Genomic DNA, 17452 nt, shown 5'->3' with positions numbered 1-17452 from the left:
CACGGTTCATTCATTCGCTCAGCCTGAATTGAAGAGATGATTAGGACATGGGCGTTCAGCACTCCGCCGATGATCCAGCGACCGCCTCCGCCGAGGGGACGCCTCCGTTCGGCGACGCTTTGACCTGGTGGCGCGAACACCGCGCGATGTCGAAGAAGAAATTGGCGGCGGCGATGGGCTTCGACCCGTCCTACGTCAGCCATGTTGAGGCTGGACGCCATCCAGCCAGTGAGGACTTCGCCCGTAAGGCCGACGGCGTGCTCAGCGCGGATGGTTCCTTGTGGCAGGCGTGGCGAGCCGACGGGCCGACCCGCGCCGCCAGCACCAGTGCTGGCGCGAGCAACGTCGAGGGTCTGGTCGTGGAGGAGGACCATGCCCGGTTGGAATACGACGGGACGACCTACCGGCCGATGCAGCGGCGCCGGCTGTTCAACGGCGGCGCCGAACCTGTCACCCGCTACCTGATCCGCATCAGCGTCGACCGCTACCCCGGCCGTCCCGACCAGTCCAATGCCTTGTATCGGGCCCGCCCGCTCACCTGGGACGAACTCGTACTGACCGCGGCCTGCGATGGCGAACCCATGAAGTGGCGACCCAAGCAAGATCGTGACTCGTTCAAAGAGGCGTGGCTGTGCCTGGACAACGACCGCGGACGCTTCCCCCTCTACCCCGGCCAGCACTCGACCATCGAGTATGGCTACCAGGTCGATGACGGGCGGTGGGGCCCATGGTTCCAGCGCGCCGTCCGCCTACCCACACGTCGCCTGTCGGTCGAGCTGGTGTTCCCCGCCGAGCTGGACCCGGTGGTATGGGGCACCGAAACTTCCACCACTGCAGAAGCCGTCCCCCTACGTACCCCCATCACCCGCACCGAGGACGGGGATCGGCTCATGTTCTCGTGGGCGACCCAGGACCCGCCGATGGGCGCTCGCTACCGGCTGGAATGGCGGTTCCGCGCCCGCGACGACGATGCCGACCAGCCACGTCTCGAACTACGCACCGCCAGCGATCGCATGAAAGCCGCTGGCATCGTCCAACGTGGCGAACCGATCCTGGCCACGACGGCCCGCCCGTTCGTTCTACCCACCGAAGCCGCTGAGGCCCGCGATGTCATCGACCGGTTGTTCGCCGCGATGCAGCGAGTCCGCGAACATCACGTGTTCGGCAAGGGCATGGGGCTGGCCGCACCACAGATCGGCATCGACCGCGCCGCCGCTGTCATCGCCCCACCCGATCCCGACGCTGAGCCGCTCGTGCTGCTCAACCCCCGCGTGATCAACGCATCGTCCGAGACCGACGAGCAGTACGAGGGGTGCCTCAGCTTCTTCGACGTGCGCGGCCTGGTGCCCCGTCCGCTCCGGCTGGAAGTCACTCATACCCGTCTGGACGGGCAGTCGGTGATCGTCGTCCTGAACGCCGCGCTCGCTCGCTTGGCCGGGCACGAAATCGACCACCTGTACGGGCATCTCTACACCGACCGGATGCGCGAGGGCGTCCACCCGATCCCCGTCGAGGACTACCGCGGAACTGGTCAGTCATGGTCCTACCGCTGAACGCTTACCTCACTCACTCACTCACTCGGTCGGGGTAGCCAGCTCGTCGCACCGGGCGAGGGTTCGGTGCAGGCTGAGGACCTCGAAGTCATCAGCCCCGTGATGGCATCATCTCGGCCAGATGTCTACGGCTTCTCGTCGAGTTGCGTCTGGGTCTCCCGCCTCTGCGATCCATTGCGCACGTTCTTCCTGGCTACCCATTTCCCATGCGATGGCAGCGCGGAGCGAACGTTGACGCCCCGGTCGGGGCGAGGAGCTCCGTCGGGCGCGCGCCCTGGGCCTGAAGTTACGCGAAATCCAGTCGCCGGGAACAACGTGTCTGGGCATGATAGGTCCGTGCAATCAAAAGGGCCCGCTGGGCGGCGGGCAGGACGTGCCTTCCGCCGACAGATGTCCCGCTCGTTCACCGATGCCCAGCGTGTGCGGCCTGATCCGGCGAGTATGAAGGCCGCTCTTCGGAAGTACGGATGGGATTTCTGGCTGTCTTTTCTGATGGTGCGCCATAAGGCCCGCATCACCGCTGCTTCACGTCGACCGGACCTCGTGCCTGAGAAGCTCTGGGAAGTGACGGCTCGTGCTCCGATCTTTGACGTCGCGCTCGTCCAACTCGGGGCAACGTGGTGGGAACATCCAGATATGTACGACCGCGGTGTCATCGACCATGTCCACTGGGTCGTAGATCAGATCGTAGAGGTCACGCGCGGTATTCGGATGGGAGACGTTCTCGGGCCGGCCGCCATCGTGCGGCAGCAGACCGAGCGCTGGACAATCAACATCGCAGGGCATCACGGCCTGACTCAGAGCGAGAATGAGAGCCGCGCCGACTATATCGGCAGGGTCTGGCAGGAGATCCCCTCGTGCCAGATTGACGTCGGACAGGCATGGGCAAGACTGTCCCAATGGCTCCACGGACGGGGTGATGTACTCGACGCTATCGCATGGGACATCGAGTCCAGCGATCCACTGCGAGGCAGCGTCACCGTACCGGACTCCACCGTCAAAGCGGCCGAGTTGTATGCTGAACTCCTCGACCTCGCGCTCTACCCAGCATCTGGCGTGGGCTGCCTAGTTGCTCGTGACCGCAAGCGTACGGACCTACAGGTCTACCTGACAGCACGACCGAAGTTGAGGCTGCAACCAGACCTCGGTCCAAATGCTCTCCGTGCACTGCGCCCGCTTGACTTCAGCACCGTCGTCGCACCGGATATGCAGAAGATCGCCCAAGACGCGAGGACGTACCGTCGCGAGGTCGCCCAACGGTCGTCAGCAGCACACCTACAGCGCGGACTAGCGGCCGGAACCGTCGAGCGAGCGATCCTCGAGCGCCGCGGACGAGCTGTTGATGGTGCGCTCAGGGCTTTCGAGCAGACGCATGAGAAGTTGGGAGAAGACTTCAGTCCGGCTGGACTGGCGACGCGAATCTTTCGCTTCATTGCGATCTCGGAGGCCAGTCACGTAGTCGCTGAATGGTCCTCGGGCGCCGAACGGACCGCCCTTTTGGTAGCCGCTTCGGCAGCTCGATCAGCTTGGCGCTTCTGGCTAGAAGACACCGATATTTCACTCGTGTGCATGCGGACAGTGCTGGAGCAAACATGCAGGGCGAGGGCGTGGCGACTGCGCCCCCTCAAGGCGGCAAACCTAGAAAACGCTCCGGGTCTCGTGTCTCCGTCCCGATGGATCGACTTGGCGGGGTGGCGACGCGCTGGCGTTCTGAACCGGTCTATGGGCGAGTTCTCTCATTTGGAGTTGAGGAGCCGCAGGTCCGGGGCGCGTCAACTCCTCTCCGAGATGCAAGATCCAGAGACGGAAGAATCCCTTCGTCTTTATCTGGGCCGAGGAGCAGCTCTGGATAATGTCTTCCGGCTCCTTGCCTTCGAAGTGATCGCACGGTTGCAAGCCGCTGGGAATGAGCTAGCGGAGAGTTTCCGTCAGACCATCACGCTCGTTGATGAAGCGACCCACGAAGCCGAGGTTGAGCAGCTCCTCAATCTTGGTCTAGGTCTGCGGGGTTTTGATTTCGGTGAGCCAGACTTCAAAACCCCCGACCCGCGGCACCCGTAGCCAGTTCCGGTGGAGCGATTTACGCCTCAGTGAGTGGGTACTTGCAGAGGCCGCAGAAAACGAAACAGAGGAGCTGGCGTCACTGTTCGAGAACAGCAGGCCTGCGTATTAGCCTTCGATACGGCGGGTCATCGACAGACCAGCGCGTTCCAGTCTGCGGACCTTGGTTCCGGCCAGAGGCCATTTAGGCGGCGAGGATGTAGTTGGGGTGGCGGTCGAGGTTGTTGTGGGCTCGGGCGTAACACATGGTGCGGGTCTGCGTGGCGGGCGGCGATCTGCACGTCGCGCTGATCGAGACCCGCGTCGAGCATGGTGGTCACGAATGTGTGGCGGAGCATGTGGGGGTGCGCCCGCTGGCAACCGGACAACGGATGCGGCGGCGAGCCAGCGCAGGCGGCGGGTGACGGCGTGCCGATCCATCCGAGCTCCGCGGGTGTTGAGCAGGATCGGTCCGCCGGTTCGACCAACGGTGGCGCGGTCGATGGCTCTGCGGTGGGCGGGTGCTCGGGGATCCCGTTAAGGCGTCATCTCATTTGGCTAGTCGGCGGTGGCAGATGAGTGTGGCGGCGATGCCGACGAAGGCCAGGAAGTGTTCGGGCTTGCGTTCGTAGCGGCGGTGCAGGCGGCGGCAGCCGCTCAGCCAGGACACCGTCCGTTCCACCACCCAGCGGTGCCGTCCGAGCCGGTCGGAGGACTCGATGCCGCGGCGCGCGATGCGCGGGGTGATGCCTCGCCCGCGTAGCCAGCGCCGCAGGTCGGTGTAGTCGTAGCCTTTGTCGCCGTGCAGTTTTGCCGGGCGGCGCCGGCGCGGCCCGCGCCGGGAGCGGATCGGCGCGATGCCCCGCACCAGCGGCTCCAGAGCGAGCTTGTCGTGGGTGTTGGCCGCCGAGATCCCGACAGACAGCGGCAGTCCGGCACGATCGACCAGCAGATGGATCTTCGACCCACGTTTGCCGCGGTCGACAGGATTCGGGCCCGTCAGCTCCCCCCTTTGCTCGCGCGGACGCTGACGGAGTCGATCGCGCACCGCGACCAGTCGAGCTCGCCGCGCGCACCCAGCTCGTCCAGCACCAGGCGGTGCAGCTTGGCCCACACCCGCGCGGCCGTCCACTCGGTGAAGCGCCGGTGCGCGGTCGGGCCCGACGGCCCGAACACCGGCGGCAACTGCTGCCATGTACAACCGGTGGTCGCCACAAAGATGATTGCCGCCAGCACCTCACGATCTCCGTGCCGACGCCTGCCACCGCCCTGCGGCCGCGTCGGAGCGGGCGGCACCACCCGCTGGAACAGCTCCCACAACTCCTCTGGCACCAGCCGCTCGACCATCTCCACGACCGTAGGCTACTGCCACCAATCCAAATGAGATGACGTCTAAATACGCAGGTGGGTCTGCCACCCTCAACAGCCGTCGAGACATGGTCGAGGGTCGAAACCGGCGGTCTCCTGTAGCCATCGCACGTACATCTCCACATGCGCGCGCCATACCATAAAATGTCGGTGCCACGTGTCATCATCTCGGCGTGTCCGACTACGAGCTCACAGGCCTCGGCCCACAGCGGTTCGAAGAGCTCTCCCAAGCACTTGCACTGCAGGTCTTGGGAGCGTCCGTAGAGATTTTCGGCGACGGGCCGGACGGCGGCCGTGAGGCGTCGTTCGAGAACCTCACTCACTTTCCCGACCCTGAAGAACCTTGGCGCGGCTATGGGATCTTGCAGGCGAAGTTTCGCAAGCGTCCAGAGCGGAGCAATGACGCCAGCTGGTTGATCGAACAGATCGGGGCAGAGTTGCGCGCCTGGGCCGATCCGCGATCGCGCCGGGTGACGCAGGGGCGGGTGCCTGAGTACTTGCTCATCACGACCAACGTCATTCTGTCTGCGGTTCCAGGCACGGGAGGGATCGATCGGGTCGATAAGGCGATCCGCCGGTATGTACGCGACCTTGGCCTTGGGTTACGGGGTTGGCAAGTCTGGCACTACAAGAAGATCTGTGGGCTGCTCGACGGCTATGAGGGCATCCGGCACGCCAATGCCGATGCTGTGCTTCCAGGTGACGTTATTGCATGCCTACATGACCACATTGAGCGAGTCGAGGCCGAACGGTCGTTTGCCTCAGGGAGCCCGGGACTGCCGTCGGAGATGCGTACCCTGATCGGGCGCGAGGCGGAACTCGCTGAAGGTGAGCGGCGGCTCCGACATCAGGACGGAGTTGAACGGCCGGCCGTTGCGGTGACCGGGGCACCGGGCATTGGCAAGAGTGCGCTCGCCCTGCACCTCAGCCGACAGGTAGCAAGCTGCTATCCAGATGGGCAGTTCCACGTCGACCTCTCACTCTGGGCTACTGACAGCGGCCAAGTCGACTTGGTGCCGATACTCCTGCGGACCCTGCGACCAGGCGAGGCACCGCCCGAGGGCCGTGCACGTCAGGTCATGGCTCTCCGTTCGTTGCTCTCCCGCAGCAGAATCCTTATTCTCGTGGACGACGTCTATTCGGAAGACTCTCTGATGGAGATCCTTCGGATGGACGGACCGTTCGCCTTGGTCTGCACCAGTCGCGCCAAGCTCAGCGGCCTCACAGGGCTCATTACCTTCATCGAGCTCGGCCAGCTGCCCGCCCGGGACGGGGCAGAACTCGTCAAGGCCGTCAGTGGCCCGGAACGCCTCACCGACGAACAAGTAGCGGCGCTCGTCGAAGCCTGTGCGGGTCACCCCCTCGCACTGCACGTAGCCGCGGCCTATCTGGCACGTAGACCGAAGGCCGTCATCGACCCTTTCCTCACGGATATCACCAATCCCGAACGTGGAGTCCGGGCACTAAGAGCCGGGCAGACAGCGTTGGAACCTGTGCTGGAGAGCAGCTTCGCCGCGCTGGACGCCGAGCAGGCTGATCTCTTCATGACGCTCGGAATGCTGCCCTACATGTCCGTCACCACGGACATCGTTACGGCCATGACGGTTGGACCCGACGAGCTCGACGAGACCCGCATCCAGAGCGTGTTCGACCTGCTGGACTCACTGTTCGAGCTCAGTCTCATCGAGCAGGTGGAGCAAGATCGGTTCGTTCTTCACGAGATCCTGCACCGTTTCGCCCGTCTCAAGTCGGCCTCGGCGACGCCCCAACGTCGGGAAGAAGTAATCCAACGGGCGTCACAGATGATGGCGGCACGTGCGAACTCTGCGACGAGGTCGATCGGCTTCGTCGACAAGGAAGCCAGCATCCCCGCGCAGAGCAATGAGGAAGCGCTGCGCCAACTTAACGCCGACCGTCCCGGATGTATCGCTCTGGCCGAGGAGGCAAGTCACCATGGTCTCTGGGGCCCAGTCGCTCTCATCGCCGCCACGGCCACGCCCTCTCTGCGGCTGGGCGGCCACTGGAGGGAGATAGAAAGGCTCTTCCGGTGCCTTCTGCAAGCCGGCTCCGCGACTGAAAACTCCGAATGGACCGCAACGGCGCTACATAACCTCGGCTTGACCGCGGCCCATCTCGGCGCCACCAAAGAGGCCTCCAGCCTTCTCGTGCGCAGTGCCGAGACCGCCCGGGGCGCAAAGGATCCGTTTCACTACTTCATGGCTCGGCTGTCGCTCGGCACCTTTCTGATCAACCTCGGGAGAGGAAGCGAGGCAATCCCTCATATCCGCTGCGGGCTGCGATTCTGGCGTTCAATCAATGATCGAGAGATGCTCTCACACGCCTTGGAGAACCTCGGTCAGGCCAATCTCATTGCTGGCAGACTTGATCGTGCCGAACGGTACTTGCGCGACAGCAGAAGGCTTCGCGAAGCCGCAGATCATCCCAGCCTTCACGGCCACCAGACACTCGCTGTAGTGCTACGCCGCAGCGGCCGCCTGGCAGAGGCCGCGCAGGTGATCCTCGGGGACCTCGCCCGAGCGCGGGCTATCGGCGACCGGGCAGGGGAAGCCATAGCGCTAATGGAGCTCGCGAATATCCCCGAGCAAGAGCGTCCGGCCGGTGTTCCCGCTCAGCTTCTCGAGGCTGCTCTGGTCGTCTACCGGGGGATGGGGGATGTCCACGGAGAGATCCGTGCGCTGCTGCGGCTTGGCCAACAGGCCACCGAACGAGCGGAGCTCCAGCAAGCCGTCGAGCACTTCGCTGATTGTGCCCGCCTTGCAACCGACATCGGTGAGCACCAGACAGCGGCCCAAGCAGCGGCGAGTCTGGGCACTCTTCATGGTGGCATCGGGCAAGTCGAGGAGGCGGAAGTCTGTTTCGCTGACGCGCGTGCGATGGCGAGCCTCACCGACAACCGGCTTGTTGAAGCACATGTCCTCCGGGAGCGCGCCCAGTTCCTACGCCACCAGGGTAAGTATCGGGAGGCCGTCACGGCCCTTACCGAGGCGGTTGGCTTGTTGCAGGGAACGGAGGACAAGGGTGCCCTGTACTCAGCGCGTGCAGCGCTTGGGGAAGCCTTGGTCGTCTCAGGCCGTTGGCAGGCAGGGGCCAGAGAGTTGGAACCCATCGCCACCCTGCCTGAGGGGGAGGTCTCCTCGGGGACGAAGTCTCAGGCACTTAGATCACTCTCGGTTCTCTACTCACGCCGGGGGCTGCACCGGGAGGCTGAGTCGGCAGCCACCAGGGCGCTTGAACAGGTCCAACGGGCGGGCGATAGGAGAGCCGTCCTCACCTGTCGGATGGCTCTGGCCAATGTGCACGCTCGGAACCACGACGATGCCCAGGCCCTCGATCAGTACGAGAAGGCCGCCGAGGCCGCCGCGGAACTCAGCGATGTACAAGTTCTCTTGACCGCCCGGGCCATGGCCGCGGTATCCCGGCTCAAGAACGGCGAGGAAGAGCGGGCCGCTACGGCCATGACAGCGCTGCTCCCCCTAGCCGAGCAGTTGGGCATGCAGGCGCTCAAAGCGACTCTGCACGCCAACCTTGGGATCCACTATCTGTGCTCGGACGCCAACGAGCTGGCACTTACTGAGCTCCGCGCCGCACTCACCATCGCCGAATCACTCGGCGACCACGCCCTTCGCGCAACATGTCTGCTAAACCTTGCGCGATCCTACCGGGGCCTCAACCAAAACGAAGCTTCCCGCGACCACGCCCGCCAAGCTTTCGACCTCTACCAGCAACTCGGTGACTGGAGCGACACTGCGGCGGCGCTGCTGCTCCTACTCAAGCTCTACATACACGAAAACCCAGAAAGCAATCCGCATCTGCGCAGGATCGGTGAGCTGCTAGGCGATGACAAGCCGATCAACAAGCGGACCTTGGAAGCCTGGAATTCACTGATCAGCTCCCTGCACTCCTCTGACCCCGAAGCCACTCCAATCATCGAGCAGCCAGTTTCGACCAACGGTCGTACGATTTCCGTTTCGGCCGAAGTTCGGCGCGGCCTCGCCGGAATCGACGTACAAAAAATGATCGGGCGCCTGAGCAACTCTCGGCAGAGCTGCCTTGCCTGCAACCTCGCCATCGACGAGCAGGGAAGAGCCGAACTCATCCTTCTTCTCCATCCAGCAGCCGAGCACCTCATCGTGCGGTTGGAGCACCCGCACTGCGGGAAATCAAGGGTGATCCAGCTCAAGGGGAGGGCTCCTAGTGACCCAGAGATCAACATGGAGACAGAGTGCATCATATTCGGCGGTGACACAGCCGGGATCATCATCGACTGCTACGGAGGCTGGGGATTCACCGAGGACGGAAACCTCCATGACCTAGTTCTCGACCGCTTCCGGCAAGACGGCTTTATGGACCTCCAGGCTGCGCTCGGGAAAGGCAGCCACTCCGCGGGCCTCGCTGAACTGCCAGCGCATGCAGGCAGCAGCGTCCGGGCGCATCTCAAGAACCACGTCCTGGCGTTGACCGACCCTCATGGAGAGGAACTGGTGAGGATGCCTCTCGACTTTCTGCCCCGCTGGTATCGCAAGGCGGTCGAAGGCACCCTGATCGTCCTGATCGGGAGGAATCTGCAGGGCATGGCGGCCGAAGACAACTCCTACCTCACCAAGGCGATCTCTGCGGGAAACGTGATCGGAGCCGTGGTTCCCCTCACAGTGACGAGACCCAGCCGCAACAGCCGCTGCCCATGCATGAGACGCAAGGGACGCAAGTTCAAGCACTGCTGCGGCAGGAAGACACCGAATTGAGAGCCGGGCCGCTTCTCTAGGCAGCACGCAAAGATGCGCTTCTGTGGCCGGTTCTTCCAGGGCGAATTCTGTGTTGTGCGCCGTTTCTGCTGCGCTCGTCACGCGCAGTACGCGTGATGCCAGGTCTTCGCTCCTTCGGACGTCGGCCACGCAAGGCCCGACCAGCATGGATACCGTGTAGCAAGTTCCGGAGGTGGACGGCTCTACTCTCTAGGACTATTAGTTGATCGCCGCGAATCGGTTTATGCGCCCCAAATTTAATGGCGTCGTCACGCCGAAATCTCAAGCCGCCCACTCAGCTCCGCCTGCGCGGGGTACCGACGCTGTTGGTGGGCTCCCCTCGGAACGCCCACAAGGCCTTGCGGGCGGCGCGGCGAGGTCGGTGAAGGGCGTCTGGCAGACCATCCATGCCATCGTCGGCCCGGAACGACATGTTGGCGTACTGACGACAGGACCCCGACCTCGACTGGAGGCACCGAGACGGCCGTTTGTCCGCCGGTCTCGGCGAACGTCCGGTCATCGGCATGTCGTGCGTTGATGCACAGTGTGCGTGATCGACGCCACACACGACGACCGGAGCGGGACGGCCATCAGGAGGCGCGGGGGTATCTCTCTTGAATTGAGAGATACCCCCGTGGTTCTGGGCGCGTGAGTTCGCTGGCGTGCAGCTGTCGCGGCTATCGAGTGCCTGACCTGCTCCGAGTTCTGGCTAGGGCTTCGAGGGCGGTTTCGTCGGCGTCGGGGAGGGTGTGTAGGTAGCGCTCGGTTGTGGCGATGGAGGCGTGGCCTAGGCGTTCCTTCACCACCTGGAGGTCGGCGCCGCCGTTGAGGAGCCAGGAGGCGTGGGCGTGGCGTAGGTCGCGCATGGTGGGTTTGAAGTTGAGGCCGGCGGCGGCCAGGGCGGGGTTCCAGATGTTGCGGCGGAACCAGTCGTTGGGGATGTGGCCGTCGGTTTCGCGGACGCGGCGGGGGCGGGGGTTGTCCTTGCCTTTCGCGCGGCGGGCGGCCCGGTAGAGGGAGAAGGCGCCTCGGCAGTAGTCGCAGCGGCAGCGGCCGGCGGTGTAGCCGCTGAGCGTGCCGTGGTTGTAGGTGCGGCCCTTCTCGTTGGGTTCCGTACAGCCGAGCGTCTCCGGGTCTGGGATCTCGGTGATGCGGGCTCGGGGCTTGTCCTGGGGTGGCATCTGGAAGAGGAGGTCGTCCCGGGTCAGGTTGGCGGTTTGGATGTGGTCCTCGAGCTTCTCGGTGATCTGGGTGCTGAGCTTGAAGCGGCGGTACTCCTTGTCCTTCGGGTAGTCCTTGACGAGGAAGTGGCGGCCTTCCGGGTGGAACTGCGGGTTCAGCTCGACGACGGTGCGGCTGACCGTGAGGATTCGGGTTCTGAGGTTGATGTCCTTCACGCGCAGTTCGCTGAGTTCGCCCCAGCGGAGGCCGCTCTCGACCTCGGTTTCGGCGAGGAGGCGGAAGGTGCCTTCGGGGAGGGCGTTGTAGACGTCGTCGAACTGCTCCGGCGTGATGATCTCAAGGGGCTTGCGGACGACCGGGGGCGTGCGGACTCCGCGGCAAGGGTGGATGAAGGTGACCTGGTCGTCCATCGCCGTGGTGAAGATGGCGCTGAGGATGATCTTGTTGTAGCGGATGGTCACGGGCTTCATGCCCTGGTTCTTGAGGGCCGTGATCCACGCGCGGACGTGCTCGGGGAGGATGTCGATCATCCGCATCGAGCCGAACGTCGGCATGATGTGCTTGTAGATCGCGTACGTGTAGCCCTCACGGGTGGTGGCCTCGACCTCGTGGTTCGGGAGCCAGACCTGCTCGACGTAATCCTTGAACCGTTGCTTTCCGCGGCCCGGGTCGCCGGTTCGGCCTCTGGAGACCTCGACCTCGGCTCGCTGCCATGCCTTGTCGGCTTCTCTTTTGTTGGAGTATGTCCCGGCTGACCGCAGGCGGCCCTTGATGTCGACGTAGCAGGCCGTGTAGCGGTACTTTCCGTTGTTGCCTTTGCGCTTCTTCGCGTATCCCACGAGGCGATCTCCCCATGATCATCCGTCCGTGATTTGTCCGTGGACGGTGGCGAACCGGTCATCCTCGTCCGTGAGCGCCTGACACCGGAACCCGCCGTCCACCTGGGATTTTAACGCGAATCAGCTTTACCTGCATGACCCCCAAATGGCCATGATTTGGAGTTCGGGATGACGAGGTCGCGGGTTCAAATACTGCCGATTGATCCAGTCTGCAGGCCATCGCCACTGCTTATTTCGGATGAGGCGTACTGTCGGGGGAGCGGAGGTTGGAACGTATCTTCTGCGGCCTTGGCGGTTTCGTTGAAACGGCTGGTTATTTGATGCGGTCCAGGAAGGTCAGCGTCGATCGGTAACCTGAGTTGCGGCGTGTTCGTCGTAGGACGGCAGGCTGCTGTCGGTGAACAGGTGCCTGTCGCCCGGGTAGAGGAACAGTTCGGCGTCCGCCGTGGTCTTGACTAGCGCCCGGGCTGCGTCCACGTCGCCCTCCATCGCAAAGAACGGGTCCGCGTCCATGCCGGGGACCTGAGCCGGAACCCCGTCGGGCCAGGTGGCGGCGAACTCCGTGACTGGGAGGCATGCTTCCAGTAGCAACGTGCCCTTCGCGCCGGGGCGGGTCTGGGCCAGCTTCTGCGCCGGCAGGACACCGAGCGAGAAGCCTAGTGCGTTGACCACGAACGTTCACCGGGTTGGGTGACACGCCGGGCAGGGTCCGGGACGGGGAGGTTGATCGGCTTCACCCTCGTTGACGACGGGTCGTTATCGAGGGAGAGGCGGGCTGGTGGCAGAGCCGGTCAGAGCACGGCGGTTGACCGAGGACGAGGGACGCCGGCTGCAGCAGATCATCCGGCGGGGCAAGCACGAGTCGATCCGGGTCCGCCGGGCGATGATCATCCAGGCGTCGTCGGCGGGGACGCCGGCCCCGGCGATCGCCCGCCTGGTCGCCGCCCACGAAGACACCGTGCGGGATGTGATTCATGACTTCAACGAGCGGGGGCTGGCCTGCCTGGACCCTAACTGGGCGGGAGGCCGTCCCCGCCTGATCAGCGATGATGACATCGCGTTCATCATCGAGACGGCCCGAACGCGCCCGGCCAAGCTCGGGCGCCCGTTCACCTGCTGGAGCCTCCGCAAACTCGCCGACCACCTCGCCACTCACAGCGAGCGCAAGATCCGGATCGGACGCGAGCGGCTGCGGCAGTTCCTGCACGCCCATGGGGTCACCTTCCAGCGCACCCGCACCTGGAAGACCTCCAATGACCCCGACTTCGAGGCCAAGCTGGACCGCATCGAGGAGGTCACGACCCGGTTTGCGGACCGGTGCTTCGCCTTCGACCAGTTCGGGCCGCTGTCGATCCGGCCCTGCCACGGCGCCGGCTGGGCCGAGCGCGGGCGGCCGGAGCGGTTGCCGGGCACCTACCGGCGCACCCACGGGGTCCGGTACTTCCACGGCTGCTACTCGCTGGGCGATGACACCCTGTGGGGCGTCACCCGCCGCCGCAAGAGCGGCGCCAACACCCTGGCCGCGCTGAAGTCCATCCGCGCCGCCCGCCCGGACGGCGCACCGATCTACGTCATCTGCGACAACCTGTCAGCGAACAAGACCCCGCAGATCAGGGCGTGGGCGGCACGCAACAACGTCGAGTTGTGCCTCACCCCGACCTACGCCTCGTGGGCCAACCCGATCGAGGCGCAGTTCGGGCCACTGCGCACCTTCGTGATGGCGGGCTCCAACCATCCCAACCACACCGTGCTCGCTTGGGAGATCCAGGCCTACCTGCGCTGGCGCAACACCAACGCACGCCACCCCGACGTGCTGGCCGCCCAACGCCGCGAACGCGCCCGCGTCCGCAGCGAACGCCAGCAACGCTGGGGACGCCAGCAACGCTGGGGACGCCCCCGCCACAAGGCCGCCTGACCAGACCCGGTGAACGTTCGCGGTCACCGCGCTAGGTAGACCAGTTCTGCAGGGGACCTCTCGGCGGCGGCGGTTCCACGCGCGATGACCGTGCCGAACCCGATGCTCTCGGCGTAGTTCATGCCCTTCTCGAGGCTGTCGAATATCTGTCCCTCGAACAGGTCCGGGACGTGGACGGTGTGTCCGGACCGTCGCAGCTGCTCGGCGAACTCAAGGACGCCGGCTGTCCGCCCGTGTCCGTGGTGGAAAACCAGCACTTCAGCCATGTCGCTCCTTCTTGCTGCGGTGCCCGGACGGCGCCGCAGCGCTTGCGGGTTCGGCATGGTCAGCCCCTGATCGGAGGGGACCTGGCCTCGTCTACCGGGTGGTCAGTTCTCGTGCGATCGTTACGAAGTTGGCGGTCAGTGGATTGCGAGCCCCCCGCTTCCACACGGTTCCGACCTGCCAAGCTGCGGCGTCGTGGTTCACCGCTGTGAGGCTCACTTGTGACGGGGCGATCGAAGCTGCGCTGAGGGGGACGAGCGCGGCGCCGATGCCTGCTGCCACCAGGGCGAGGACGGTCTGGAGGTCATGTGCTTCCTGCACCATTTCTGTTTGCAGTCCGAGGTGGGTGTGCAGGCCCTCGATCTGCTTCGCCAGGCCTGGGCCCTTTGCGTGCGTCAGGCCGACGAACGGGCGTTCTTTCGTCCACTGGGCGAGAGCGTCTGCGTTCTGGGGCGGCGAATCGCCTGTCGTGGCGATCGCGAGGCGGTCGGACTGGAGGGGCAGGTGTCCCCACTGCTCGTCGACCGGGAGTCGGACGAAGCCCACGTCCAACTCGCCCGTTGTGAGCCGCTCCAGCTGGGTGGGTGAGGACATGTCGTCCAGGGTGATGTCCGCGTCCGGGTAGCGCTGTCTGAAGACGGCCACCGCACGTGGTGCGAGTTCGATGCTCGACATGCCGAAACCCACCGCCAGCCGTCCGACCTCGCCGCGCGCCATGCGGTTCATGCGGGCGGCCACGGCGTCTGTCCGGCGGACCAGATCCCTTGCCTCGGGCAGAAGGATCGTTCCGAGGTCGGTGAGCGTGGCGCCGTGCCGTCCCCGATGGAACAAGCGTCCCCCGACCTGCGCCTCCAGTGTCTGGATCTGCTTGGTCAGGGCCGGCTGGGTCAGGGAGGACGCCTGCGCCGCACGGCCGAAGGCGCGATGCTCGACGACCGTCAGGAAGGCGCGGAGCAGGCGGATTTCCATTCCTTGAGGTTATGTCATCGATCTGAGGATTCATTGGACGAATTCGTGCTGCGGGGGTTCAGTGGGGAGCGCTCAGAGGCGACGAGGAGGAACCGTGCGTTGTGCGACCGTTCAGTTCGAGCACAGGCCCGACGACAAGGCCTACAACCTGGCCAGAATCGAGCACTTCACGGCGCGGGCGGCCGAGGGCGGAGCGCAGGCGGTGGTCTTTCCCGAGATGTGCCTGCTGGGCTACTGGCACCTTCGTCGGCAGACGGCCGACCGGCTCCGGGAGCTCGCCGAGCCGGTGGGCGGGCCGTCCGTGGAGCGGGTGCGAGGGCTGGCGGCCGAGTTCGGCATGGCCGTGGGCGTTGGTTTCCTAGAGAGCGCCCACGGGCGCCTGTTCAACTCCTACGCCATGTGCCTGCCGGATGGGGGCGTTCATGTGCACCGGAAACTGCATGCGTTCGAGCACGAGGCGATTTCGAGCGGCGACCGCTTCACCGTGTTCGACACCCCGTGGGGCGTGCGCATGGGGATCCTCATCTGCTGGGACAACAACCTGGTCGAGAACGTTCGGGCCACTGCGCTGCTCGGCGCGGGGGTCCTCGTCGCGCCTCACCAGACGGGTGGCACGGATTCCCGCAGTCCACATGGCATGCGCCCGATCCCCGTGGAGCTGTGGCGTGAGCGGGATCGCGATCGCCCGGCGATCGAGGCCGAACTGCAGGGGCCGAACGGGCGGGAATGGCTGCTGCGCTGGCTCCCTTCCCGCGCTCATGACAACGGCCTCTTCCTCCTGTTCAGTAACGGTGTGGGGGAGGACGACGACGAGGTGCGCACCGGCAACGCGATGATTCTCGACCCGTACGGCAGGATCCTGTCCGAGACCTGGGCCGCCGAGGACGCCATGGTGGTCGCCGATCTCGATCTCGGCCTGCTGCCCATGTCGACGGGCCGCCGCTGGATTCAGGGGCGGCGACCCGCGCTCTACGACATCCTCACCCACGACTTCGGCGACGAACGCGATCCTCGCGGCGCCCGCTTCTCAGACGAGCCCGTGCAGCTCCACCGGCTGGGATGAGCTTGGAGGCGGCCCGGGGGGACGGTTCACCTCAGCGGCGCCGTCCCCTGGGCGGGCGCGGGGAGCCCGCGTCCGCCCGTCGTGCTTGGAAGACCGGAAGCCTTGCCTTCGGTCACCTCTGGCGGGTCAGGCGTACCTCGATTCGGCCGTCGTTCTCGTCGGTGGCGAGCCAGCGGTAGGCGCTGAACTCCGCGGTGTCGCCGCCCTTGGTGACGGTGACCCGGTTCAGGAACCATCCGGACTTGTTCCCGGAGTTGTCGTGGCCGATGACGATGGTCTCCAGTCGGCCTACGTCGGTCAGGTCCACCGTGAAGTGGTCGGTGGCGCCTTGCTCGAAGTTGTCCCTGCTGTCGTCCAGGTTGACCGGGCCCGCGGACGCGAGCGAACCGTAGAGGGTGATGTGGACGTTGGCATCGGTGCCGGCGTTCTCGACGTTGCCGGTCTCCACCGTGATCTCGTAACGGGCCATGGGGGGCTCCCTTGAATATTGAAGATCAGTGTTCACGCGAACACTTTGCGTAACCGATCTGCCCTCTGGCTCACCCGTCACAAACGAAGCTCTGGGCGACTTCTTGTATCCGCACGGACACTGACGACTCGCGGGCGGGGACATCGTCACCGCTATTGACGCCCTCCCTCCTCGAGGTGGGCAGGCCCCGGGTCAGACGGCCCTCGGGTCAGGGCCCGGAAGTCCAGCTCGCCGGTCAGGCATTCGGGGGGACTCCGGAACTTCAGGTCGGTCAGGGCAGGCAACTCGTCCACCCACTCGGGCAGTTCTGGGAGAAAGTTGTACTGCAGGTCCAGGTGAGTGAGGGCGGTGAGGTCGCCCAGCCATTCGGGCAGCTCGGTGAGATGGTTGCCGTCCAGGTCCAGGTGCGTCAGGGCGGGCAGGTCGGCCAACGACTCGGGGACCGCGCCCAGACGGCAGCCACTGAGGTTCAGGTGGGTGAGGGCGGTCAGGCCGCCCAGCCGATCCGGCAGTTCGATCAGCCGGTTCGAGCTCAGGACCAGGTGGGTGAGGGTGCTGAGGTCTCCCAGGGTCGCAGGCAATCGGGCCAGTTGATTCTCGTGGAGATGCAGATGGGTGAGCGCGGTGAGATCACCCAGGTTCTCCGGGAGGGCGGTCAGCCGATTCTGGCCGAGGTACAGGTGGGTGAGGCGGGTGAGGTTGCCCAACGTCTCCGGCAGGACGGTCAAGCCGTTGCGCGTGAGGTCCAGGTGATGGAGGCCGGTGAGATAGCCGAGCCACTCCGGTAGCGAGGTCAGGCTGTTGTACGCGAGGTTCAGATGAGTGACATCCGCCAGATCACCCAGTGGCCCGGCCACGATCTCCAGGCGGAGCCTGCTCAGGTCCAATACCGTCGGATGATGCTCGGCCGCTTCCTGGACGCGATGTCGCATCTCGTGGAAATCTGTGATCGCCCCTCCTCCGTTCGTTCGGACGTCGACTGAGCGGACGCGCGGTCGGTTCGGTCGAGCGCGGTCCCCGGATCCGG

13 protein-coding genes are annotated in these 17452 nt (G+C 65.1%); 5 read left to right on the top strand and 8 right to left on the bottom strand.

Features of this window, described 5'->3' with window-relative positions:
• Nucleotides 1–47: 47 nt before the first annotated feature.
• Together FKD65_RS25215 and FKD65_RS25210 are read left to right on the top strand one after the other, a co-directional pair.
• A complete protein-coding gene (locus FKD65_RS25215) occupies nt 48–1553 on the top strand; it encodes a peptide deformylase (protein ID WP_141579827.1) in 1506 nt (501 codons plus the stop codon).
• A 390-nt stretch (nt 1554–1943) separates the two neighbouring features.
• Nucleotides 1944–3614, top strand: coding sequence for a hypothetical protein (locus FKD65_RS25210; RefSeq protein WP_141579826.1), 1671 nt, complete (start codon nt 1944–1946; stop codon nt 3612–3614).
• A gap of 128 nt (nt 3615–3742) precedes the next feature.
• On the opposite strand, the gene FKD65_RS46670 is transcribed toward FKD65_RS25210, so the two are convergent.
• Both FKD65_RS46670 and FKD65_RS25200 read right to left on the bottom strand, forming a co-directional pair.
• Complete coding sequence (locus FKD65_RS46670) at nt 3743–3982, bottom strand: tyrosine-type recombinase/integrase (RefSeq protein ID WP_368367276.1); 240 nt, start codon at nt 3980–3982, stop codon at nt 3743–3745.
• Nucleotides 3983–4143: 161 nt separating this feature from the next.
• Nucleotides 4144–4940, bottom strand: a protein-coding gene (locus tag FKD65_RS25200) for an IS5 family transposase (protein ID WP_240810296.1) whose coding sequence is annotated in 2 segments (ribosomal slippage) — nt 4144–4598 and nt 4598–4940 — 798 coding nt in all. Because the reading frame shifts where the segments join, the coding sequence is not laid out codon by codon here.
• Nucleotides 4941–5134: 194 nt separating this feature from the next.
• Between FKD65_RS25200 and FKD65_RS25195 the strand changes: the two genes are divergently transcribed.
• On the top strand, nt 5135–9724 hold the full coding sequence (locus tag FKD65_RS25195) for a tetratricopeptide repeat protein (RefSeq protein ID WP_141579825.1): 4590 nt from the start codon (nt 5135–5137) through the stop codon (nt 9722–9724).
• 677 nt (nt 9725–10401) lie between these two features.
• Here FKD65_RS25195 and FKD65_RS25190 read toward each other — a convergent pair.
• Nucleotides 10402–11745, bottom strand: coding sequence for a site-specific integrase (locus FKD65_RS25190; protein WP_141579824.1), 1344 nt, complete (start codon nt 11743–11745; stop codon nt 10402–10404).
• Nucleotides 11746–12081: 336 nt separating this feature from the next.
• On the bottom strand, nt 12082–12417 hold the full coding sequence (locus tag FKD65_RS25185) for a dienelactone hydrolase family protein (protein WP_141579823.1): 336 nt from the start codon (nt 12415–12417) through the stop codon (nt 12082–12084).
• 106 nt (nt 12418–12523) lie between these two features.
• Here FKD65_RS25185 and FKD65_RS25180 point away from each other — a divergent pair, with 106 nt between their 5' ends.
• Nucleotides 12524–13660, top strand: coding sequence for an IS630 family transposase (locus FKD65_RS25180; RefSeq protein ID WP_141579822.1), 1137 nt, complete (start codon nt 12524–12526; stop codon nt 13658–13660).
• Between the two features lie 23 nt (nt 13661–13683).
• Here FKD65_RS25180 and FKD65_RS25175 read toward each other — a convergent pair whose 3' ends face one another.
• On the bottom strand, nt 13684–13926 hold the full coding sequence (locus FKD65_RS25175) for a hypothetical protein (protein ID WP_141579821.1): 243 nt from the start codon (nt 13924–13926) through the stop codon (nt 13684–13686).
• Nucleotides 13927–14017: 91 nt separating this feature from the next.
• Nucleotides 14018–14893 carry a LysR family transcriptional regulator gene (locus FKD65_RS25170; RefSeq protein ID WP_141579820.1) on the bottom strand — a complete coding sequence of 292 codons (876 nt, stop codon included), beginning with the start codon at nt 14891–14893 and terminating at the stop codon, nt 14018–14020.
• Between the two features lie 94 nt (nt 14894–14987).
• Here FKD65_RS25170 and FKD65_RS25165 point away from each other — a divergent pair, with 94 nt between their 5' ends.
• Nucleotides 14988–15956 carry a nitrilase family protein gene (locus tag FKD65_RS25165; protein WP_205718248.1) on the top strand — a complete coding sequence of 323 codons (969 nt, stop codon included), beginning with the start codon at nt 14988–14990 and terminating at the stop codon, nt 15954–15956.
• 112 nt (nt 15957–16068) lie between these two features.
• Here the strand turns inward: FKD65_RS25165 and FKD65_RS25160 are convergent, their stop codons facing one another.
• Together FKD65_RS25160 and FKD65_RS25155 are read right to left on the bottom strand one after the other, a co-directional pair.
• Entirely contained in the window at nt 16069–16425 is a 357-nt protein-coding gene (locus tag FKD65_RS25160) for a PLAT/LH2 domain-containing protein (protein WP_168221180.1), read from the bottom strand.
• Between the two features lie 152 nt (nt 16426–16577).
• Nucleotides 16578–17357 carry a leucine-rich repeat domain-containing protein gene (locus FKD65_RS25155; RefSeq protein WP_168221179.1) on the bottom strand — a complete coding sequence of 260 codons (780 nt, stop codon included), beginning with the start codon at nt 17355–17357 and terminating at the stop codon, nt 16578–16580.
• Nucleotides 17358–17452 lie beyond the last annotated feature (95 nt).

Source organism: Actinomadura sp. WMMA1423 (assembly GCF_006547145.1).
GTDB lineage: Bacteria > Actinomycetota > Actinomycetes > Streptosporangiales > Streptosporangiaceae > Spirillospora.
This window is presented reverse-complemented; position numbering and strand designations above follow the sequence as displayed.

Coding starts and splice junctions, on each gene's coding strand:
- FKD65_RS25215 (WP_141579827.1), top strand. CDS start 48: ATGGGCGTTCAGCACTCCGCCGATGATCCAGCGACCGCCTCCGCCGAG.
- FKD65_RS25210 (WP_141579826.1), top strand. CDS start 1,944: ATGTCCCGCTCGTTCACCGATGCCCAGCGTGTGCGGCCTGATCCGGCG.
- FKD65_RS25175 (WP_141579821.1), bottom strand. CDS start 13,926: ATGGCTGAAGTGCTGGTTTTCCACCACGGACACGGGCGGACAGCCGGC.
- FKD65_RS25170 (WP_141579820.1), bottom strand. CDS start 14,893: ATGGAAATCCGCCTGCTCCGCGCCTTCCTGACGGTCGTCGAGCATCGC.
- FKD65_RS25160 (WP_168221180.1), bottom strand. CDS start 16,425: ATGGCCCGTTACGAGATCACGGTGGAGACCGGCAACGTCGAGAACGCC.
- FKD65_RS25155 (WP_168221179.1), bottom strand. CDS start 17,357: ATGCGACATCGCGTCCAGGAAGCGGCCGAGCATCATCCGACGGTATTG.